Genomic DNA, 20,897 nt, shown 5'->3' on the forward strand with positions numbered 1-20,897 from the left:
GCTCAGTGCGCGGCCCAGTCGTCGCGCCCGAGCAGCTTGATGGCAAGCTTTTCGACCAGGTATGACAGGTCGCCCTGGCGCGCGTGCGCGGCGACCTGCGAGGCCCGGCAGGACAGGCCGAATAGCTTGCCCATGCCGGGCTCGGTGCGGCGGATGCGGTTGACGATCTGTTCGCGCTCTTCCAGCAGCACGTCCTGCATCAGCGCGGTCTTGGTTTCGTCGTGGGCGGTGTAGACGCCCATCGCGTCCGGCACGATCAGGTTCCTGCCCTCGCGCAGCAGCCGGCTCCACAGTTCCAGGTCCATGCAATAGCGCATGCTTTCCTGCAGCAGGCCGTGCTTGCGCAGCAGGTCGCGGCGGAAGATGGCGGACTGGTTGGGGATCGAGGCCTTGACCACGGTGAGCGTGCCGCGGTTGACCGGGGTGTAGTGGATCTTGCGGAAGATGCGGTTGCCGGCGTCGGCCACGAACAGGTTGCCGCTGACGATGGGCGCCCGGCCCCGCGCCGCGGCCGCGCCCAGTTTGCGCAAGGCGCCCGGGTAGTACAGGTCGTCGGAATTCTGCCAGCCGACGTAGTCGCCGGTGGCGCGTTCGAAGCCCTTGTTGATGGCGTGCGACTGGCCGCGGTCCGGGGCGCTTTCCCAGTAGGTCAGGTAGCGTTCGTACTTGCGGATGATGTCGACGCTGCCGTCGGTGGAGCCGCCGTCGATGATGATGTACTCCAGCCGCGGATAACCCTGGTTCAGCACCGAAATGATGGTGCGCTCCAGGAAGCGGGCCTGGTTGTACGAGGGCGTCACGATGGTCAGCTTGGGCAGCAGGCCGCCGGCGATCGGCGCGGGTGGACGCAGCTCGCGGACGAAGTCGATGAGCTGACGCGAGTACTCATTGTGGCGCTTGCGCATATAGGACCTCAGCATGATGGCTACCGGGTGGCCGCAGGCAGGGCGCCCGGGTAGTCGGGCCGGGATTGACGGATGGCGAGCGCCACGCCGGCCAGCGTGATCGCCGCATAGGCCATGCGGCCCCAGGCCGCGGCGTGTTCACCCGCCGCGTGCACCAGGACGGCCATGACGCCCAGCATGGCCAGGCCGCCCAGGCCGTTGAGAATCGCCACCGCCCGCGAATTGCCCAGGCCGAGCAGCGAGAAATGCGCCGCCGCGTTCAATGACAGCAGGCCCGAGGCGATGATCAGCAGGCGGAACGTGCCCAGGTGGCCCTCGGCCACGGCATGCCCCAGCAGCAGGTCCAACAGCGGCTGGCTGACCGCCAGCACCGCGACCGTGGCGCTGACCGACAGCAGCAGATTCCACAGCATCAGGCGGCGGATCTCTTCCTCGGCCGCGCCCGGGCGCGGCGGCGCGGCCGACAGGCGGCTGACGCGCGGCATGGCCTTCTGGAAGATCGCCACCGAGGCGGTATGGATCATCTGTCCGACTTGCACGCCGACGGTATAGATGGCCAGGGCCGCCGGCCCCATCAGGCTGCCCACCAGCACCCGGTCGACCGAGCCGAAGGCCAGCGCGCTCAGGCTGTTGAGCCAGGACCAGCGCGAGAAGCGGAATGCGTCCAGCATGGCGCCGCGGTCGCGCACCGGGCGCACCAGCACATGGCCGTAGCGGCGCGCGAACACGCGCATCTTGACCGAGCCGGCCAGCAGCAGGCCAAGCGCCTGGGCCAGGCCGGTCCAGGTGGGCGAGGCCGTCAGCCAGGCGGTGGCGCAGGCCAGCGCCAGGGTGCCGCTGCGGCTGACCAGCTCGCACAGCGCGGTGGCGCGGAAGTCCTCGCGGCCCTTGAGGCAGCCGGACATCAGTTGGTCGTACTGCTGCGTCAGGTAGACCGCCAGCGCCGGCATGGCCAGCAGGGTGACGGCCACGCCGCCGAAGGTGGCGGCGGGCCAGCCCCACCAGGCCGCCAGCCACAACAGCGCGGCCACCAGCGTCACCACGCCCAGCGCGCAGCCGATCAGCGACATGGCCACGCCGGCCGCGCGGTAGGCGCCGCCGGGCTCGTGCATGCGCTCGGACACCAGCTTGGTGGCGGTGACGGCGGCGCCCAGGTTGGCGGCATTGCCGAAGCCGGCCAGCGCGATGATCATCGAATACTGGCCGAATCCCACCGTGCCCAGCTGGCGGAACAGGATGGGCAGCGCCATCAGCGCCGCCACCGGGCCGATGCCGTATTCCACCAGCCCCCAGAACGAGGCATTGCCGGCGACGTGCTTCCTGATGAGTCGGTACATCGGAATGGCCTGTTCTCGATAGGCGCGGCGGTCAGGCCACGGGCAGGGGTTGGCGCGCCTGTTCGCGCAGGAAGTGACCATAGGCCAGCGTCACGCCATGGGCCAGGGCAATCTCCGGCTTCCAGCCGAGCGCGCGCACCCGGGACGAGTCCATCAGCTTGCGCGGCGTGCCGTCGGGCTTGCTGGCGTCATAGACGATCCGGCCCCGGTAGCCGACCACCTGCGCCACCACCCGCGCCAGCTCGGCGATCGACAGGTCCTCGCCGGCGCCGATGTTGTAGATGCCTTCGGCGGCAGGCGTCTCCATCAGCATGACGCAGGCGCGCGCCAGGTCGTCCACGTACAGGAATTCGCGCAGCGGCGTGCCGCTCCCCCACAGGGTGACGCTGTCCTGGCCGGCTTCGCGGCCTTCGTGGAACTTGCGGATCAGCGCCGGCAGCACATGGCTGCTGTGCAGGTCGTAGTTGTCGCGCGGGCCGTACAGGTTGGTCGGCATGGCGCAGATGAAACGCGCGCCGTACTCGCGCTGGTAGGCTTCGCACAGTTTCAGGCCGGCGATCTTGGCGATGGCGTAAGGTTCGTTGGTGGCTTCCAGCGGTCCGGTCAGCAGCGCGTCCTCGCGGATCGGCTGCGGCGCTTCGCGCGGATAGATGCAGGACGAGCCCAGGAACAGCAGCTTGCGCACCCCGGCCGCGTAGGCGGCGCGAATCACGTTGCACTGGATCATCAGGTTGCGGTACAGGAAGTCCACCGGATGATTCTGGTTGGCCAGGATGCCGCCGACCTTGGCGGCGGCCAGGTACACCACGTCGACCGGCGTGGTCGAGAAGAAGCGGTGCACCTGGTTCTGGTTCTCCAGGTCCAGTTCGGTGTGGCTGCGCGTGATGATGTCGCGGTAGCCGCGCGCCTGCAGTTCGCGCACCAGCGCGGCGCCCACCATGCCGCGATGGCCCGCCACGAACACGCGTTGGTCCGGATTGCTCATGGCGGACTATTCCTTGTAGGCGTAGATTTCGTAGCCGTTCTGTTCCACCAGCGCGTCGCGGCGGGCGTCCTTCAGGTCGCTTTCCACCATTTCCTTGACCAGCTGGGCGAAGCTGGTGCGCGGCGACCAGCCCAGCTTTTCGCGCGCCTTGGTCGGGTCGCCCAACAGGGTCTCGACCTCGGTCGGGCGGAAATAGCGCGGATCGACCCGCACGATGACCTGGCCGGGTTTGATGTCGTGCACCGGGCTGAACAGCACGGTGGCGGTCTCTTCCAGCCCTTCGCCTTCCCAGGCCAGCAGGATGCCCAGCTCGCGCGCGGCGGTATTGATGAACTCGCGCACGCTGTACTGCATGCCGGTGGCGATGACGTAGTCCTCTGGCGTGTCCTGCTGCAGCATCAGCCACTGCATTTCGACGTAGTCGCGCGCATGGCCCCAATCGCGCAGCGCCGACAGGTTGCCCAGGTACAGGCACTCCTGCAGCCCCAGCACGATGCGCGCCAGGCCGCGCGTGATCTTGCGCGTCACGAAGGTCTCGCCGCGCTTGGGCGATTCGTGGTTGAACAGGATGCCGTTGCAGGCATACATGCCGTAGGCTTCACGGTAGTTGACACTGATCCAGTAGGCATACAGCTTGGCGGCGGCGTAGGGGCTGCGCGGATAGAACGGCGTGGTTTCCTTCTGCGGGGTCTCCTGCACCAGGCCGTACAGTTCGGAGGTCGAGGCCTGGTAGAAGCGCGCCTTGTCCTCCAGCTTGAGGATGCGGATGGCTTCCAGCAGGCGCAGGGTGCCCAGGCCGTCGGCGTTGGCGGTGTATTCCGGCTCCTCGAACGACACCCCGACGTGGCTCTGCGCCGCCAGGTTGTAGATCTCGTCGGGCTGCACGGATTGCACGATGCGGATCAGGCTGCAGGAGTCGGTCATGTCGCCGTGGTGCAGCACGAAATTGCGCGGCTGGTCGTGCGGATCCTGGTACAGGTGGTCGATGCGGGCGGTGTTGAACAGCGACGCGCGCCGCTTGATGCCATGGACTTCATAGCCCTTGGCCAGCAGGAATTCGGCCAGATAAGCGCCGTCCTGTCCGGTAACGCCGGTAATCAGTGCCCGTTTTGGCATGGTTTTATCCTTAAGACTTAGTCATTGCACGAAAGGAGCCGAAGGCTGCGAAACCGATGTTCAATGAGATTACTGTCGCACCCGCCGCAGAGATATCGGCCAAAAGGTCTAAGAGGTCGGCCTGTCGATAGGCAAAAAAGGACTGGATGCCTTCGTCCAGCGCACCCAGGGCCGACACCGCCAGCAGCGCGGTCAGGCCTGGCCGGCGCTGGACCGAGAGGTAGAGCAGCACGGTCAGGAAGGCGTAGGCCATCAGGTGCAGGCGCTTGTCGCCGAACGCATCGGACATCTCGGCGGCCAGGCCCGGCAGGTTGCCCACCGTCACCAGCGTGATGAAGAACAGCGCCGCCAGCGGCAGGCAGACCCGCGCCAGGCCAGGGCGCCAGAAGGAGGAGGCCGCGCACCGCAGGTCAGACACGGCCGTACATGTCCTGGAGGCGGACGATGTCATCCTCGCCCAGATAGGCGCCGGACTGCACCTCGATGATCTCCAGCGGGATCTTGCCGGGGTTCTCCAGACTGTGGACCTCGCCCAGCGGGATGTAGGTCGACTGGTTCTCGGTCAGCAAATACTGCTTGTCGCCGTTGTAGATGCGCGCGGTGCCCGACACCACCACCCAATGTTCGGCGCGATGGTGGTGCATCTGCGACGACAGGCGCGCGCCGGGTTTCACGGTGATGCGCTTGACCTGGTAGCGCGGCCCCTGTCCGACCGAGTCGTACGAGCCCCACGGGCGCTGCACTTCGCGATGGTGGTTCAGCTCGCTGCGGTGCTGCACCTTGAATGCCTCCACCAGCCGCTTGACGTCCTGCGAGCGGGTCTTGTGGGCCACCAGCACGGCGTCGGCGGTCTCGATCACGACGATGTCATCCAGCCCCACCGACGCGACCAGCCGGCTGGTCGAATGGATCAGGCAGTTGCGCGAGTCCTCGACCATCACGTCGCCGGTGGTGGAGTTGCCCTCGGCGGTCTTGTGGGCGATGCCCCAGACCGCGTCCCAGGCGCCGACGTCGCTCCAGGGCGCGGCCAGCGGGATCACCACGGCGCTGTCGGTGCGTTCCATGATGGCGTAGTCCATCGAGTCGCTGGGGCAGGCCTCGAAGGCCGGGCCGTCCAGCTGGAACAGCGCCTGCTCGCCATGGCCGCCGGCCACCGCCGCGCGCACCTGTTCCAGGATGCGCGGCGCCAGCCGTTCCAGCTCGGCCAGGAAGACCGAAGCCTGGAACGCGAACATGCCGCTGTTCCAGTAGTAGCCGCCATCCTCGATGAAGCGCTGCGCCACCTCGGGCGAGGGCTTTTCGACGAAGCGCCGCACCTTGCGCGCCGGGGCCATGGCGCCTGGTTCGGCCGCCTGGATGTAGCCATAGCCGCTGAGCGGCGCGCTGGGGGTGATGCCGAAAGTCACCAGCGCGCCCTGGCGCGCGGCCTGGTAGGCCTCGGCGAAGGCGGCCGCCAGCACCGGGCCGTCTTCCAGCACGTGGTCGGAAGGCATGATCAGCATCACCGGGTCCTCGCCGTCGCGCATGGCGCGCAGGGTAGCGGCGGCAATGGCGGGCGCGGTGTTGCGGGCGAATGGCTCCAGCACGATCTCGGCATCCTGGATACCCAATTCCAGCGCCTGTTCCGCGGCGATGTAACGGTGGGCGTCGTTGCACACCAGCATCGGGCGCGCCTGGGCCCCGGCCGATTCCAGGCGGCGCAGGGTGTTCTGCAGCAGGCTGCGGTCATCGGTCAAACGGATGAACTGCTTGGGCAGCAGCTCGCGCGACAGCGGCCACAGGCGCGAGCCGGAGCCGCCGCAGAGGATGACAGCCCGGTACGGAGGGTGGGGGTTGCTCATGGCGCTGACTCCTTGAAGTAGGCCTGGGTATAGGGGTGGGCGCCGGGGTCGGCGGCGATGGCCGCCGCGGCTTGCCAGCGGTAGCGGCGGTGCTGGCCGAGCGGCAGGCTGGCCGCGTCCAGCGTGAGATCGGCCTCATAGGCGAGGACGATGTAATGGGTGGAACGGCCGGCCTCGCCGGCGAAATTGGTGCCATAGAAGTGTTCGTACACGCCGCGAGGCCGCCAGGCCTGCGGCGGCAGCGTCACGCCCAGTTCCTCGCGGGCGATGCGCTGCAGCGCGCGCGGCAGGGACTCGTTCTTGCGGATGCGGCCGCCGGGCACGAACCAGGAGCCCTGGGCGGGCGGGTTGCTGCGCAGGCCGGTCAGGTAGCGGCCCTGCGCATCGCGCAGCAGCAGGTCGATCGACACCAGCGGCAGCATCTGCACCGCGCGGCGGAAGTCGTCCTCGGCCAGCAGGCCGGCGGGCGGCGGCGGTGCGGCGGGCGCGGGACGCGCGCGCGATGGGGCGAACGGGGGCCAGCCCAATGGTTCAGTAGACATTGCGGCCCGTCCATCCGGAGACCGCCGTGCGGGCGATGATCATCAGGTCCATCCGGAACGTCCAGTGCTGGATGTAGTAGATGTCGTGCTCGACGCGGTCGCTCATCTTGCGCAGCGTGTCGGTCTGGCCGCGCAGGCCGTTGACCTGGGCCCAGCCGGTGATGCCGGGCTTGACGCGGTGGCGCATCATGTAGCGCTGCACCAGGTCTTTGTACAGCTCGTTGTGCTCCAGCGCGTGCGGCCGCGGCCCGACCACCGACATGTCGCCGCGCAGCACATTCAGGAATTGCGGCAGTTCGTCCAGGCTGGTGCGGCGCAGGAAACCGCCGATGCGGGTGATGCGCGTGTCGTTGCGGGTGGCCTGGGTGACCACGCCGTGTTCCTGGTGCACGGTCATGGTGCGGAACTTGTAGACGTGGAAGACCTTGCCGTCCACGCCCAGGCGCGGCTGGGTGAAAAACACCGGTCCGCGCGAGGTCAGCTTGACCAGGCAGGCTACCGTCAGCATCAGCGGCGACAGGCCGATCAGCGCGCACAGCGCGAAACTGCGGTCGAAGGCCTCCTTGGCCAGGCCGCGCACGCCGGCGGCCGGCAGGCTGTTGAGCTGGATCGCCGGCAGCCCGAGGAATTCGCCGATGCGGTGGCCCAGCAGCTGGATCGACATCACGTCGGGAATCCAGCGGATGTCGACCAGGTCATTGCGCAGGTGGTAGAGCACTTCGCGCAGCTCCTGGCCGGCTTCCATCGGCAGCACGATCCAGACTTCGCGCACGTTGTGCTCGCGCACGAAGGTGTGCAGCGCGTCCAGTTCGTGCAGGCGCCGCACCTGTGGCGGCAGGATTTCGTGGGTCTCGGCGTAGATGCCGGCGACCTCGTAGCCGGCCTCGCGGTAGCGTTCGACGCGGCGCCACAGGTCATGGCCGAGCGCGCCGAACCCCACCAGCAGCACGCGCTTGCGGTTCAGGCCGCGGTCGCGCGCCGCGCCCAGCACGGTGTAGACCGCCAGGCGTACCCCGGCCAGCGCCACGGCGGCCGATCCATACCAGGTCGCCGCCCACAGGCGCGATACCGACGCGCTCTGGTGCATCAGGAAACTGACCAGGATGCCCAGCGCGAACACCAGCGACCAGGCCATCAGGCTGCGCACGATCAGGTCGGTCAGGCGCCGCCCGCGCCACGAGACATACAGGCTGAAGGCGGGGAACAGGGCGATCACCCCCAGGCCGCACAGGTAGATCAGGAACAGGTGGATCTGCGGCGGATCCGCCAGCGCCTCCTGCGAAAACTTGAACTCGGTGACGGCCAGGCCGCAGATGATGACGATCGCCGCATCCAGCAGGCGATACAGATAGCCGGATCGGTTCGACCTGCTCGACGTGTCCGTGAGGGACGGGTCCATCGCGTACTCCTTTGCTCGGGGAGTCGCCCTGCGGCCGCGGGGACAACAACGGTGCACTGCCGCAAAGCATGGGGCTACCGTGGAAATCTTATTGAGTGCCCGGCGCACCCGAAACCTCCAAACGATGTAGGAGAAGGCTTAGGGCATCCGTCGAATGTGCGGGGCCTGGAAAAGAGAGTGGAATGTCGCAACCCGTTACGCATCGGGCTCCTTTCCAAGCAACGAAGTCATTCACAGTGGATTCGCCATGACGACACTTATCGGAACGTTGAGCCGGGCCATCGCCGCCATCGCGCTCGTGTCCTCGCTGGGCGCCTGCGCTCTTTCTCCAGGCATGACTTTCGATGCCAAGCATCGGGTCGATCCGCTGGATCCCAACTCGGTGGCCGAGGTCAAGGAAATCACGCCCAGCCTGGTGCTGGAAGACAACCGCGCGCGCCTGGCGCTGCTGAACAACGACGGCGTTTCGCATCTGGTCGACAAGGCCGAGCCGTATCGCATCGGCCCCGGCGACATCCTGTCGATCGTGGTCTGGGATCACCCCGAGCTGGTGCTTCCGACGCAAACCTACGCCATTGGCACTGGGGTGACCGAACTAGCCATCGGGGACACCGCTTCGGGCATTCCGGGGTATACGGTCTCATCCGCCGGATATATCCAATTTCCCTACACGGGACTGCTGAAAGTGGCGGGGTTGACGGAACTTCAGGCGCGCAATCTCATAGTCAACAGTTCGGGTAAATACATCCAGGACCCGCAGATCACGGTGCGAGTGCTGGGCTATCGCAGCAAGCGGGTCTACGTCGAAGGCGAGGTGAAAACGCCGGGTACCGTCGCGATCAATGACATTCCCATGACCCTGCTGGAAGCGATCAATCGCGCGGGCGGCATCCTGCCCACGGGAGATCGCAGCAGCGTCTATGTCATCCGCGCGGGCCGCAAGACGCGAGTGAACCTGCCCTCCCTGATCGACCGCGGGCAGGACCTGAACCAGGTCATGCTGAAGTCGGGCGACATTGTCAGGGTGACGCCGCGCGACGAAAGCAAGGTGTTCGTGACGGGCGAAGTGACGGCGCCGGCCACGATCGTGATGCGCGATGGCAGGTTGACGTTGAACGAAGCGCTGGGCGTGGCGGGAGGGCCCAACCAGCTGACTGCCGACTCGTCGCAGGTGTTTGTGGTGCGCAGTACCGAGCAGGCGATGCCGCTGGTGTTCCACCTGAACGCGGCGTCGCCGCAGGCTTACGCGGTGGCGGAGAAGTTCGAGTTGCAACCCAAGGACGTCGTCTTCGTGGATACGGCGGCGCTGGTGCGGTGGAACCGCTTCATCAGCAACCTGTTCCCGAGCGCGCAAACGGTGCAGACCGTGCATTCAATCAAGTAGTCGACCCTCGGGCCCGTCCCGCGCCAATGGGCGCGGGGCCGGGATCCGGCCCACGCCTTTGGGGGCGCCGCGACCGCGGCGGCGCCTGATCTTGGAGAGCTGCATGTCGTTGCCTATCGAATCGTTCGAGCCCTCCGTCCCGGCTCGCCAGCAGGAAACCCCGCTGTCCTCGCACGTGGACGCCATTTTTTCCAATCGATGGATGATCATCGCCATCACCCTGGTCGCGCTGCTGGGCGCGGTCCTATACGTCATGGTCACCCCTTCGGTGTATTCGGCGGACATCATCGTCCAGGTGGAGGAGGAGGCGCCGCAGGGGCAGAACCGCAGCCTGCTGGGCGACGTGTCGGCCATCTTCGACACCAAGGCCGAGACTTCCGGCGAAATGGAAGTGCTGCGCTCGCGCATGGTGGTGGGGCCAGCCGTCGACAAGTTCATGCTGTACATCCACGCCAAGCCGCGCTATTTCCCGGTGGTGGGCGAATGGCTGGCGCGGCGCCATGAGAGCCTGCCGTATCCGTCCGGGCTGCCGCGCGGCGGCTATGCGTGGGGCGGCGAGTCGATCTCGGTGTCGCAACTGGACGTGCCCAACGAATGGCTCGGCAAGCCCTTTCGCATCACCTATCTGGGCGACGGCGCCTACACCCTGAGCGACAAGGTCACCGGCGCCACGTTCAAAGGCATGGTCGGCAAGCCCGAGCATTTCATGCTGCCCGGCGGCGGCGCGCTGGACCTGCACGTCGACGCCCTGAACGGCCGGCCCGGAACGGAATACACGGTGTCGCGCAGTTCGCGCCTGGCGGCCATTGAAGACGTGCAGGCGCGCTTGGGGATCTTCGAGCGCGGCCGCACCTCGGGCGTGATCGGCGTGACGCTGGAAGGCAACGATCCGGCGCTGACCACTGCAGTCCTGAACCAGATCGGCCAGGAGTACGTGCAGCAGAACGTCAATCGCAAGGCCGCCCAGGCCGAGAAATCGCTGGCGTTCCTGGACCAGCAGCTGCCGCAGCTCAAGCGCGAGCTGGACGCGGCCGAGACCAAGTACAACGCGCTGCGCAACAAGCGCGGCACCATTGACCTGAGCGAAGAAGCCAAGCTGATCCTGGCGCAATCGGTGGATGCCCAGACCAAGGTGATGGAACTGCGCGCCAAGCGCCAGGAGATGATCACCCGGTTCGCGCCGACCCACCCCAGCATCATCGCCATCGACCGTCAGATCGCGTCCCTGACCGGCGACGTCAATCGCATCGGCAGCAATATCAAGCAGTTGCCCGACCTGGAACAGGACGTGGTGCGGCTGGTGCGCGACGTGCGCGTCAACACCGAGCTGTACACCGGCCTGCTCAACAACGCCCAGCAACTGCGCCTGATCCGCGCCGGCAAGGTCGGCAACGTGCGCATCCTGGATGCGGCGGTGCAGCCCGACAAGCCGGTGCGCCCCAAGGCCGCCATCATCATCGCCGTGGCCACGGCCATCGGCCTGATCTTCGGCGTGCTGTGCGCCTTCGTGCGCAACGCCCTGTTCGGCGGCCTGTCCGAGCCGGACGATGTCGAGCGCTACACCGGCCTGCCGGTGCTGGCCGCGATTCCGTACAGCGACCTGCAGGACAAGCTGTGGCGCCGCAGCCGGCGCAAGAACGCCACCATCCCGGCGTTGCTGGCGCAAAGCCAGAGCAACGCGCCGCCGATCGAAAGCCTGCGCTCGTTCCGCAATGTGCTGCAAGCATCGCTGCGCCAGTCGGCCAACAACATGGTCATGTTCACCGGGCCGGTGGCCGGGGTCGGCAAGTCGTTCCTGTCGGCCAACTTCGCCTTCATCCAGGGCGGGGTCGGCAAGCGCGTGCTGCTGATCGACGCCGATTTTCGCAAGGGCCAGCTCAACCGCTATTTTGGCGTGCCCAAGGAGGACGGTTTGTTCGAAGTGCTGTCCGGCACGCTGCCGCTGGAGCGGGTACGCAAGCACAGCGTGTCCGAGGGGGTGGACTTCATCGCCACCGGCGCGGTCAGCTTCGATCCGTCGGAGCTGCTGGCCTCGCCGATCTTCGGCCAGACCCTGCGCGAGCTGGCCAGCCAGTACGACATGGTCATCCTGGATACCGCGCCGGTGCTGTCCTCGCCCGACGCGGCGGTGGTCGGCACGCATGCCGCCGCGGTCATGGTGGTGGTGCGGTCGGGCATGAATACGGTGGGGGAGATCCGCGAGACCGCCAAGCGCCTGATCCAGGCCGGCGCCCCGGTGGACGGCGTGTTGTTCAACGGCCTGAAGCTGATGCCCGAGCGCTTTGGTTTTCGTTCCAAGTACGGTGGCTACCGCTATTCGCGCGCCGCCTATTACGGTGATTTCAAACAGAACGGCCCCAAGTAACCCGCGCGGAGAACTGGCATGCATGGAACGTTTGGCTGGGAACCCCCGCAGATCCTGGATGCGGTCTTCAAGGCGTACGACATACGCGGCACCGTGCCCGATGAAATCGACGCGCGCTTCGCCCATAGCCTGGGCATGGCGGCCGGCGCGCGGGCCCTGGAGCTGGGCGCGCGCGCCATGGTGGTGGGACGCGACGGACGCCTGAGCAGCGTGGAGCTGACGGCGGCGCTGCAGGCCGGGCTGCGCTCGGCCGGGGTGCATGTGATCGACATCGGCATGGCGACTACGCCGATGGTCTATTTCGCCACCTGGCTGATGGACACCGGCGCCGGCATCGCCGTGACCGGCAGCCACAATCCGCCGGCGCACAACGGCTTCAAGATCGTCATGGACGGCGCATCGCTGTATGGCGAAGGCATCACCGCGCTGCGCGATGCGATGCGCCTGCCGATCGAGTCGGCCAGCGTGGCCGGCGGGCGCACCCAGATGCAGATCCAGCCGTGCTACGCGGCGCGGCTGGCGGGCGACATCCGCATGGCGCGGCCGATGAAGATCGCCATTGACTGCGGCAGCGGCGTGGCCGGGGCGGTGGCGCCCGCGTTGTTCCGCGCCCTGGGCTGCGAGGTCACGGAACTGTTCTGCGAGGTGGACGGCTCGTTCCCCGGGCACCATCCCGATCCGGCCGATCCGCAGAACCTGCAGGACCTGATCTATTGCCTGCGCTATTCCGATTGCGAGGTCGGGCTGGCGTTCGATGGCGACGGCGACCGGCTCGGCGTGGTTACCAAGTCCGGCCAGATCATCTGGCCCGACCGGCAACTGATCCTGTTCGCGCGCGACGTGCTGGCGCGCAACCCGGGCGCCGAGATCCTCTACGACGTCAAGTGCAGCCGCCACGTCGCGCGCGCCATCGCCGAGGCCGGCGGCAAGCCGACCATGTGGAAGACGGGACATTCGCTGATCAAGGCCAAGATGCGCGAGACCGGCGCGTTGCTGGCCGGCGAGATGAGCGGGCATATCTTCTTCAAGGAGCGCTGGTACGGCTTTGACGATGGCATCTACGCCGCCGCGCGGCTGCTGGAGATCCTGTCGGCGGCGCCCGATCCGTCGGCGCTGCTGGAAAGCCTGCCGCAGTCCTGCGCCACGCCCGAAATCAAGCTGGAAACCACCCAGGGCGAGCAGTTCGCGTTGGTGGAAGCGCTGCGTGAACACGGAGAGTTCCCCGGCGCGCAATCCATCAATGACCTGGACGGGGTGCGGGTCGACTACGCCGACGGCTTCGGCCTGGCGCGGCCGTCCAACACCACGCCGACGGTGGTGCTGCGTTTCGAGGGAGACACCGTGGCCGCATTGGCCCGCATCGAGGAGGACTTCCGCAATGCGTTCCGGCGTGTTGCCCCTCATATCCGTTTACCGTTCTAAGGAGCATCACGCGATGGGAAAGGCGAATATTGCGAGAGAGGCCCAAGCCGGGGCCGAGGCGGACAGCCTGGCCGCCAGCCCCGAGTGGCAGGCGTTCTCCCAGGCGGCGCGTGGCGCCGCGCTGGACGCGGGCGCGCTGAAGGTGATCGAGGCGGCCGGCTTGTGCGTGGACCTGACGATGCAGCGGCAGTCGGCGCCGCTGGACGCCGCGGCGCAGGCGCTGCTGCGCGCCCGCGGGCTGGATGCGGCGCGCCAGGCGCTGTTCGCCGGCGCGCCGGTCAATTGGACCGAGGGCAAGCCGGCCTGGCACACGGCGCTGCGCGCCGGCCGCACCCGCGAGCAACCGGACGGGCAGGACCAGGACTCGGTCTGCGAGTATTCGCGCATGGCCGACTTCGTGCGCCGCATCGACCAGGGCGCCGATTTTTCCTCGGTGCTGCACATTGGCATCGGCGGCAGCGACTGGGGGCCGCGCCTGGCGATCCAGGCGTTCGGCGGCGCCGGCCAGCGCCGCCAGATCCGCTTCGTCTCGAATATCGACGGCCATGCCTTCCATGACGCCGTGGCCGGGCTGGACCCGCGCCGCTGCCTGGTGGTGGTGTCGTCCAAGTCGTTCACCACCGCCGAGACCCTGCACAATGCGCGCGCGGCCATCGCCTGGCTCCAGCGCGGCGGGGTGACGGACCCCTCGCAGCACCTGGCGGCGGTCACCGCCAACGTGCCGGCGGCGCGCGCGCTGGGGGTGCCGTCGAGCCAGGTGTTCCACATGTGCGACTGGGTCGGCGGCCGCTATTCGGTCTGGTCGGTGGCCGGCCTGTCGATCGCGTTGACGGTGGGCATGGACGTGCTGATCGGCATGCGCGCCGGCGCCGAGGCCATGGACCAGCACTTCCAGCAGGCGCCGCTGGCGGCCAACGCGCCGGTGCAGCTGGCGCTGGCCGGGCTGGTCAATTGCAGCGTGCTGGGGCACGGTTCGCTCAACATCGCCGCCTACAGCGCGCGGCTGCTGCACCTGGTGACCTATCTGCAGCAGCTCGAGATGGAGTCGCTGGGCAAGCGTGTCGGCGGCGACGGCGCCGAGGTCGATGTGCCGACGGCGCCCATCATCTGGGGCATGCCGGGCACCGACGGCCAGCACACCTTCTTCCAGTGGCTGCACCAGAGCGCGCAGGGCGCGCCGGTCGATTTCATCGCCAGCCTGCAGGGCCACGCCGACAGCCCCGACGCCCACCGCATGCTGCTGGCCAATTGCCTGGCGCAGCGCCAGGCGCTGCTGCGCGGCAAGAGCCTGGAACAGGCGTTGCTGGACGTGGCGCATATCGACGATCCCGACAAGGCGCTGAGCCTGGCGCGCCACATGGTGCATCCGGGCGGGCGGCCATCCACGCTGATCGTGCTGCGCCAACTCGACCCGCGCGCGCTGGGCGCCTTGCTGGCGCTGTACGAGCACAAGGTGTTCGTACAGAGCGTGGTGTGGGGCGTCAATCCGTTCGACCAATGGGGCGTGGAACTGGGCAAGCGGCTGGCCAGCGGCATCGAGCGCGAACTGGCGGTGCCGGTTTCGGCTGGCGTGGTCGACTGGGGCCACGACGCTTCCACTTCGTACTGGATCGACCGCTATCGCGGCCATGCCCAGGCGCCGCGCCCGCGCCATGCCTGGGTGCCGGGCGTGGCGGCGCATCTTTGAACGGAGAGCGGGCATGACGGAGATGCGCGTGCTGGTCACCGGCGGCGCTGGCTACATCGGCGCCCACACCCTGGTGGCGATGCTGGCGGCGGGCCAGCGGCCGCTGGTGCTGGACAACTTCAGCAATAGCAGCCCGGAGGCGGTGCGGCGGGTCGAGCGCCTGTGCGGCGCGTCGATCCCGCTGGTCGAGGGCGACATCCGCCAGACCGGATTGGTGCAGGCGCTGCTGGCGCGCGAGGCGCGGCGGGGCGATCCGGTGCGCGCGGTGCTGCACCTGGCCGGCTGCAAGGCCGTCGGCGAATCGGTGGCCGATCCGCTCAAGTACTACGACAACAATGTGGCCGGCTCGGTGGCGCTGTTGCGCGCCATGCGCGACGAGGGCGTGGCGCGCGTGGTGTTCAGTTCGTCGGCCACCGTCTATGGCGAGCCGCGCGCGTTGCCGTTCACCGAGGCGCATCCGCTGGCGCCCGCCAATCCGTATGGCCGCAGCAAGCTGATGGTCGAGCAGATGCTGCGCGACCTGTGCGCCGCCGAGCCGGCCTTCGGCGCGGTGACGTTGCGCTACTTCAACCCGATCGGCGCGCATCCCAGCGGCCAGATCGGCGAAAGCCCGCGCGACGTGCCCAACAACCTGTTTCCCTACATCACCCAGGTGGCGGTGGGGCGCCAGCCGTTCCTGAACGTGTTCGGCGACGACTACGCCACCGAGGATGGCACCGGCGTGCGCGATTACCTGCACGTCATGGATCTGGCGCAGGGCCATGTGCAGGCGCTGGACTATGCCGCCGGCCATGCCGGCTTCGTGGCCGTCAACCTGGGCACGGGGCGCGGCACCAGCGTGCTGGAGCTGGTGCGCGCGTTCGAGCGCGTCAGCCAGCGCCGCATTCCGCTGCGCAAGGCGCCGCGCCGTCCCGGCGACATCGAGCGGATGTGGGCCGATCCGGCGCTGGCGGCCACGCTGCTGGGCTGGCGCAGCACCCGCGGGGTCGAGGCCATGTGCGCCGACGGCTGGCGCTGGCAGCAGGGCAACCCGGGCGGTTACGAGCCCGAGCCGCCGGCGCCATAACCCCAACGCCGTGTCGGTTGGATTTCCGCCAAGCGGGCCGAGCGGTTACAGTTGACGGAAATATTGCGAAGCAGCATCGCCGCGCGGCGCCGCCGGCGCGCGCGATGCACCGTCACCGAGGCACTGTCATGCTCGATTCTCACCCGATCGCCGGCCCGGCCGGCACCCGCCTGGGACTGCCCCGATGAGCGGTCCGGCCTACCTTCCCACCGCCCACTGGAACCTGGACAGCATCGTCTCGGGCCTGCGCCAGGCGCGCGTGGCCTGGCGCGGTCCGCGCGGCCGCCTGCGCGAAGACGCCGGGCTGCGCGAGTTCCCGTCGCAGGAAGCCCTGCGCCAGATCATCAAGGACCTCTGTGGCGCCTTGTTCCCGATGCGCCTGGGGCCGATCGACCTGCGCGAGGAAGTCGAGGACTTCTACGTCGGCCACACCATCGGCGCGGCGCTGGACGCCTTGCTGCACCAGGTCAACCTGGAACTGCAATACCTTGGCCGCGACGACCCGGCGCAACTGGCCGATTCGCAGCCGCGCGCCATCGAGATCGTGCGCCGGTTCGGCGCCGAGCTGCCGCGCGTGCGTGCCGCGCTCGACCTGGACGTGACCGCCGCCTACCAGGGCGATCCGGCCGCGCACAGCGTCGACGAGGTGCTGCTGTGCTACCCGGGCGTGGCCGCCATGATCCACCACCGCCTGGCCAACGTGCTGTACCGCCTGGGCGTGCCGATGCTGGCGCGCATCGTGGCCGAGATCGCCCACGCCGACACCGGCATCGACATCCACCCGGGCGCCACCATCGGCAGCAGCTTCTTCATCGACCACGGCACTGGCGTGGTGATCGGCGAAACCGCCATCATCGGCGACCGCGTGCGGCTCTACCAGATGGTCACGCTGGGCGCCAAGCGCTTCCCGCCGGGCGAGAACGGCGAACTCAAGAAAGGCCTGGCGCGCCACCCGCTGATCGAAGATGATGTGGTGATCTACGCGGGCGCCACCATTCTGGGGCGTGTCACCATCGGCAAGGGCTCGACCATCGGCGGCAACGTCTGGCTCACGCGCAGCGTGCCGCCGGGCAGCAACGTCACCCAGGCCAGCCTGGTCAGCGACATGCCCGATTGCGGCCTGGGCGGCTGACACCGCCCGCGTGGCGCCAGACGCCCGGGCAGCCCTGCTGCCGCCCGCGTCCGGCCCGGGGCGCCTTGGACGCCCGCGTTTCGCTACGGGAAACTGGATGGACACACATGTTTCGGATCTGGCCGCGCTGCGCGGCTTCGTTGACCGCCACCCGCGGCTGTTCGTGCTGACGGGAGCGGGTGTCAGCACCGATTCCGGCATCCCCGACTACCGCGACAGCGACGGCGAATGGAAGCGTTCGCCGCCCATGACGCTGCAGACCTTCATGGGCGGCGGCTATGCGCGCGCCCGCTACTGGGCCCGCAGCATGGTGGGCTGGCGCCGCTTCGGCCAGGTGCAACCCAATGCCTCGCACCGCGCCCTGGCGCAATTGCAGCGGCAGGGGCGGGTGTCGATCCTGGTGACGCAGAACGTCGACGGCCTGCACGAGGCCGCTGGCAGCCCTGATGTGGTGGACCTGCACGGCCGCCTCGACCAGGTGCGCTGCATGCATTGCGATTGGCGCGGCGGCCGCGAGGCCTGGCAGGACACGCTGCACCGGCACAACCCCGGCTGGATCGCGTTCGAAGCCGACGACGCGCCCGACGGCGATGCCGACCTGGAGGGCGTGGATTTCGCGGCGTTCCAGGTGCCGCCCTGTCCGGTCTGCGGCGGCATCGTCAAGCCGGACGTGGTGTTCTTCGGCGAAACCGTGCCGCGCGAGCGGGTCGACCGCGCCAATGCCGGTCTGATGGCGGCCGACGCGGTGCTGGTGGTGGGCTCGTCGCTGATGGTCTATTCGGGCTATCGCTTCGTGACCGCGGCGGCGCGCAACGGCCTGCCGATCGCCACCATCAATCTGGGCCGCACCCGGGCCGACCCTCTGCTGACGCTGAAGATCGAACTGCCCAGCGCGGTGGCGTTGCAGGCGCTGGCGGCAGCATGAAAGTAGGACCGACAGCGGCCGGTTTTTGACCGGTTTAACCAAGTGCCTGGCCTGTAAGGACTTTTTTGTGCTGTTACAGACCTTTCCATAGGGTTGTCCACAGATACTGTGGATAATTCCTAGGGATTACCCCGATTTTGCGAGCATTTCCCGGCGTGTCGGCCGCGAATGTCAAGTCTCGGCGTCGGGGATGGCATCGCCCAGCAGCGCCTTGCGCGCCGCGTGCCAACTGCCGGCATCCGGGGCGTACAGCAGGCCGCCGCTGCGGTGGGTGGGCTTGTAGGGCGAACCGTCGAAGCGCGCCGCGTAGCCGCCGGCCTCGCGGTGCAGCAGCCAGCCGGCGGCATGGTCCCAGGCGGTCAGCTGGTTGTACAGGGCGACGTGGCTGTGGCCGGCCGCCAGCATGCGGTATTCGTGGGCGGCGCAGCGCAGGCTGGCGGTGCTGCCCAGGCGCGACAGGTTGCCGTTGACGGTGCTGCGCAGCGGCTCGGGCAGGGCGCCGGTGGCGATCAGGCCGTCCATGTCCTCGGGCGGCGCCGGGCTGGCCACGGCCAGCGGCGCCTGCTTGCCGTTCTCGTATTCCATCCAGGCGCCTTCGCCGCGCACCGCCAGCGCGCTGTCGCGGTTGACCGGGTCGTAGATCACGCCGGCGATCACGTCGCCGCGGTGGCAGGCCGCGATCATCATGCCGAACAGCGGCAGGCCCGCCACATAGTTGCGGGTGCCGTCGATGGGGTCGATCAGGAACGCCAGCTCGGCGTCCACCAGCATGTTCAGCAGGGCCGGGTTGCGGGTCGAGGCTTCCTCGCCGATCAGCACCGCGCCCGGGTGCAGCCGGGACAGGCGCGCGGCGATCAGGCGCTCGGCGGCCTCGTCGGCGTCGGTGACCAGGTCGCGCGGCGAGCTCTTGTCGCGCACGCTGCCCTCGGGCAGGTTGCGAAAGCGCGGCATGACCTCCGCCTGCGCGGCTTCGGCCAGGATGCCGGCCAGCTTGCGGGTGTCGTCACGGGTGAATGTTCTGCTCATCGTTGCTCGTCCAGGGAACGCGCAAATCTATCATGCCTGGGCGGCATTTGATCGCGATTCATAACCGTATGAGCCTAAAGGGAATTTTGCACCTGTGCAGGGGTTATCTGCCAGGTTGTCCACAATTCCTGGGGATAAACGGGACCGCAGCCCCGTTTATCCGCCCCGGGCGGGAGCCCGGGGCGAGGAGGGGCGCGTTCAGGCGCCCAGGTCGACGCAGAGGTACTTGATTTCCAGGTATTCCTCGATGCCGTACTTCGAGCCTTCGCGGCCCAGGCCGGACTGCTTGACGCCGCCGAACGGGCCGACTTCGTTGGAGATCAGGCCGGTGTTGATGCCGACGATGCCGTATTCCAGCGCCTCGGACACGCGCCAGATGCGGGCGTAGTCGCGGGTGAAGAAGTAGGCGGCCAGGCCGAAGATGGTGTCGTTGGCCATGCCGATGACTTCTTCCTCGGATTCGAAGCGGAACAGCGGCGCCACCGGGCCGAAGGTTTCCTCGGTGGCAAAGCGCATCGACTGGGTCACGTCGCGCACCACGGTCGGCTCGAAGAACGTGCCGCCCAGCGCATGCGGCTTGCCGCCGGCGATGACCTTGGCGCCGTGCGCGGTGGCGTCGGCGATGTGTTCCTGCACCTTCTCGATGGCGTTGGCGTCGATCAGCGGACCCTGGGTGACGCCGTCCTCGAAGCCGTCGCCGACCTTCATGGCGTCGACCTTGGCCACCAGGCGCTTGGCGACTTCCTCATACACGCCGGCCTGCACGTAGATGCGGTTGGCGCAGACGCAGGTCTGGCCGGCATTGCGGTACTTCGAGGCCAGGATGCCGTCGACCGCGCGGTCCAGGTCGGCGTCGTCGAAGACGATGAAGGGCGCGTTGCCGCCCAGTTCCAGCGACAGCTTCTTGATGGTGGGGGCGCATTGCTCCATCAGCGTGCGGCCGACTTCGGTCGAGCCGGTGAAGCTCAGCTTGCGCACCACGTCGCTTTCGCACAGGGCCGCGCCGATCTCGCGCGAGCTGCCGGTGATGACGTGGAACACGCCGGCCGGCACGCCGGCTTCCTCGGCCAGCACCGCCAGCGCCAGCGCGGTCAGCGGCGTCTGCTGGGCGGGCTTGACCACCATGGTGCAGCCGGCGGCCAGGGCCGGGCCGACCTTGCGGGTGATCATCGCGGCCGGGAAATTCCACGGCGTGATGGCGGCGGTGACGCCGATCGGCTGCTTGAGCGCCAGCAGGCGCTGGCCGGCCTTGGGGCTTTGCAGCACGTCGCCGTCGATGCGCTTGGCTTCCTCGGCGAACCACTCCAGGAACGACGCGGCGTAGGCGATTTCACCGGCGGCCTCGGTCACGGGCTTGCCCTGTTCCGAGGTCATGATGGCGGCCAGGTCCTGCTGGTTCTGCATCATCAGCTGGGCCCACTTCAGCAGGATCGCGGCACGCTCCTTGCCGGTCTTGGCGCGCCAGGCGGGCAGGGCGGCCTCGGCGCTGGCGATGGCCTGCTCGGCTTCCTTGCGGCCCAGCTTGGGCACCGACACGATGGTCTTGCCAGTGGAGGGATTGTCCACGGGAATGGACGGGCCGTTGCCGGCCGCCACCCACTTGCCGTCGATGTAGCAGGCGTCGCGCAGCAGTTCGGGGCGCGACAGGGGATGGGTCAATGACGTCATGAGTTAAGTCTCCTTGATGAATTGGGCCCACCCCCGAAGCCGCTGCGCGCTCCTCCCTAGGCGGGCCCCCTCCAGGGGCATGCCTGCTGAGCGGCGG

At 68.2% G+C, this 20,897-nt stretch carries 17 protein-coding genes; 7 read left to right on the plus strand and 10 right to left on the minus strand.

From position 1 onward, the window contains the following. Positions 1-2 precede the first annotated feature (2 nt). The 8 genes from K2W61_RS16985 to K2W61_RS17020 all read right to left on the minus strand — a co-directional run bounded on the left by K2W61_RS16985 (position 3) and on the right by K2W61_RS17020 (position 8,125). Positions 3-920, minus strand: coding sequence for a glycosyltransferase family 2 protein (locus tag K2W61_RS16985; protein ID WP_236756124.1), 918 nt, complete (start codon positions 918-920; stop codon positions 3-5). A 5-nt stretch (positions 921-925) separates the two neighbouring features. Next, positions 926-2,242 carry a lipopolysaccharide biosynthesis protein gene (locus K2W61_RS16990; RefSeq protein WP_236756126.1) on the minus strand — a complete coding sequence of 439 codons (1,317 nt, stop codon included), beginning with the start codon at positions 2,240-2,242 and terminating at the stop codon, positions 926-928. Between the two features lie 31 nt (positions 2,243-2,273). Continuing rightward, on the minus strand, positions 2,274-3,227 hold the full coding sequence (locus tag K2W61_RS16995; RefSeq protein ID WP_175135516.1) for a GDP-L-fucose synthase family protein: 954 nt from the start codon (positions 3,225-3,227) through the stop codon (positions 2,274-2,276). A 6-nt stretch (positions 3,228-3,233) separates the two neighbouring features. Beyond that, complete coding sequence (gene gmd / locus K2W61_RS17000) at positions 3,234-4,343, minus strand: GDP-mannose 4,6-dehydratase (protein WP_006387741.1); 1,110 nt, start codon at positions 4,341-4,343, stop codon at positions 3,234-3,236. A 10-nt stretch (positions 4,344-4,353) separates the two neighbouring features. Beyond that, complete coding sequence (locus tag K2W61_RS17005; protein WP_236756127.1) at positions 4,354-4,761, minus strand: VanZ family protein; 408 nt, start codon at positions 4,759-4,761, stop codon at positions 4,354-4,356. Beyond that, on the minus strand, positions 4,754-6,184 hold the full coding sequence (locus K2W61_RS17010; RefSeq protein ID WP_175135518.1) for a mannose-1-phosphate guanylyltransferase/mannose-6-phosphate isomerase: 1,431 nt from the start codon (positions 6,182-6,184) through the stop codon (positions 4,754-4,756). Before K2W61_RS17010 ends, K2W61_RS17005 begins: the two co-directional genes overlap by 8 nt. After that, complete coding sequence (locus K2W61_RS17015; RefSeq protein WP_217467988.1) at positions 6,181-6,642, minus strand: GDP-mannose mannosyl hydrolase; 462 nt, start codon at positions 6,640-6,642, stop codon at positions 6,181-6,183. Before K2W61_RS17015 ends, K2W61_RS17010 begins: the two co-directional genes overlap by 4 nt. 73 nt (positions 6,643-6,715) lie before the next feature. Next, entirely contained in the window at positions 6,716-8,125 is a 1,410-nt protein-coding gene (locus K2W61_RS17020) for an undecaprenyl-phosphate glucose phosphotransferase (RefSeq protein ID WP_175141521.1), read from the minus strand. A gap of 247 nt (positions 8,126-8,372) precedes the next feature. On the opposite strand from K2W61_RS17020, the gene K2W61_RS17025 reads away from it, so the two are divergent. From K2W61_RS17025 to K2W61_RS17055, 7 genes are all read left to right on the plus strand, one after another. After that, positions 8,373-9,509 carry a polysaccharide biosynthesis/export family protein gene (locus K2W61_RS17025; RefSeq protein WP_236756128.1) on the plus strand — a complete coding sequence of 379 codons (1,137 nt, stop codon included), beginning with the start codon at positions 8,373-8,375 and terminating at the stop codon, positions 9,507-9,509. 103 nt (positions 9,510-9,612) lie between these two features. Continuing rightward, positions 9,613-11,874 carry a GNVR domain-containing protein gene (locus tag K2W61_RS17030; RefSeq protein ID WP_175135522.1) on the plus strand — a complete coding sequence of 754 codons (2,262 nt, stop codon included), beginning with the start codon at positions 9,613-9,615 and terminating at the stop codon, positions 11,872-11,874. An 18-nt stretch (positions 11,875-11,892) separates the two neighbouring features. Then, positions 11,893-13,296, plus strand: a complete 1,404-nt coding sequence (locus K2W61_RS17035) for a phosphomannomutase/phosphoglucomutase (protein WP_175135523.1) — start codon at positions 11,893-11,895, stop codon at positions 13,294-13,296. 13 nt (positions 13,297-13,309) lie between these two features. After that, entirely contained in the window at positions 13,310-14,983 is a 1,674-nt protein-coding gene (pgi, locus tag K2W61_RS17040; protein WP_175141519.1) for a glucose-6-phosphate isomerase, read from the plus strand. Positions 14,984-14,996: 13 nt separating this feature from the next. Then, a complete protein-coding gene (gene galE, locus K2W61_RS17045) occupies positions 14,997-16,049 on the plus strand; it encodes a UDP-glucose 4-epimerase GalE (RefSeq protein WP_175135525.1) in 1,053 nt (350 codons plus the stop codon). Positions 16,050-16,233: 184 nt separating this feature from the next. Next, entirely contained in the window at positions 16,234-17,181 is a 948-nt protein-coding gene (gene epsC / locus K2W61_RS17050; protein ID WP_175135526.1) for a serine O-acetyltransferase EpsC, read from the plus strand. Between the two features lie 97 nt (positions 17,182-17,278). Then, positions 17,279-18,106, plus strand: a complete 828-nt coding sequence (locus K2W61_RS17055) for an NAD-dependent protein deacetylase (protein ID WP_175135527.1) — start codon at positions 17,279-17,281, stop codon at positions 18,104-18,106. A 171-nt stretch (positions 18,107-18,277) separates the two neighbouring features. On the opposite strand, the gene K2W61_RS17060 is transcribed toward K2W61_RS17055, so the two are convergent. Next, on the minus strand, positions 18,278-19,132 hold the full coding sequence (locus K2W61_RS17060; RefSeq protein ID WP_236756129.1) for an inositol monophosphatase family protein: 855 nt from the start codon (positions 19,130-19,132) through the stop codon (positions 18,278-18,280). Positions 19,133-19,330: 198 nt separating this feature from the next. Continuing rightward, the gene (locus K2W61_RS17065) at positions 19,331-20,800 is read right to left on the minus strand and encodes an NAD-dependent succinate-semialdehyde dehydrogenase (RefSeq protein ID WP_175141518.1); all 1,470 of its coding nucleotides are present in this window, start codon (positions 20,798-20,800) and stop codon (positions 19,331-19,333) included. Positions 20,801-20,897: the final 97 nt, after the last annotated feature.

The sequence above is a fragment of the Achromobacter pulmonis genome, assembly GCF_021733725.1.
Lineage (GTDB): Bacteria > Pseudomonadota > Gammaproteobacteria > Burkholderiales > Burkholderiaceae_B > Achromobacter > Achromobacter pulmonis.

Coding starts and splice junctions, on each gene's coding strand:
- K2W61_RS16985 (WP_236756124.1), bottom strand. CDS start 920: ATGCTGAGGTCCTATATGCGCAAGCGCCACAATGAGTACTCGCGTCAG.
- K2W61_RS16990 (WP_236756126.1), bottom strand. CDS start 2,242: ATGTACCGACTCATCAGGAAGCACGTCGCCGGCAATGCCTCGTTCTGG.
- K2W61_RS16995 (WP_175135516.1), bottom strand. CDS start 3,227: ATGAGCAATCCGGACCAACGCGTGTTCGTGGCGGGCCATCGCGGCATG.
- gmd (WP_006387741.1), bottom strand. CDS start 4,343: ATGCCAAAACGGGCACTGATTACCGGCGTTACCGGACAGGACGGCGCT.
- K2W61_RS17010 (WP_175135518.1), bottom strand. CDS start 6,184: ATGAGCAACCCCCACCCTCCGTACCGGGCTGTCATCCTCTGCGGCGGC.
- K2W61_RS17020 (WP_175141521.1), bottom strand. CDS start 8,125: ATGGACCCGTCCCTCACGGACACGTCGAGCAGGTCGAACCGATCCGGC.
- K2W61_RS17025 (WP_236756128.1), top strand. CDS start 8,373: ATGACGACACTTATCGGAACGTTGAGCCGGGCCATCGCCGCCATCGCG.
- K2W61_RS17030 (WP_175135522.1), top strand. CDS start 9,613: ATGTCGTTGCCTATCGAATCGTTCGAGCCCTCCGTCCCGGCTCGCCAG.
- K2W61_RS17035 (WP_175135523.1), top strand. CDS start 11,893: ATGCATGGAACGTTTGGCTGGGAACCCCCGCAGATCCTGGATGCGGTC.
- pgi (WP_175141519.1), top strand. CDS start 13,310: ATGGGAAAGGCGAATATTGCGAGAGAGGCCCAAGCCGGGGCCGAGGCG.
- galE (WP_175135525.1), top strand. CDS start 14,997: ATGACGGAGATGCGCGTGCTGGTCACCGGCGGCGCTGGCTACATCGGC.
- epsC (WP_175135526.1), top strand. CDS start 16,234: ATGAGCGGTCCGGCCTACCTTCCCACCGCCCACTGGAACCTGGACAGC.
- K2W61_RS17055 (WP_175135527.1), top strand. CDS start 17,279: ATGGACACACATGTTTCGGATCTGGCCGCGCTGCGCGGCTTCGTTGAC.
- K2W61_RS17060 (WP_236756129.1), bottom strand. CDS start 19,132: ATGAGCAGAACATTCACCCGTGACGACACCCGCAAGCTGGCCGGCATC.
- K2W61_RS17065 (WP_175141518.1), bottom strand. CDS start 20,800: ATGACGTCATTGACCCATCCCCTGTCGCGCCCCGAACTGCTGCGCGAC.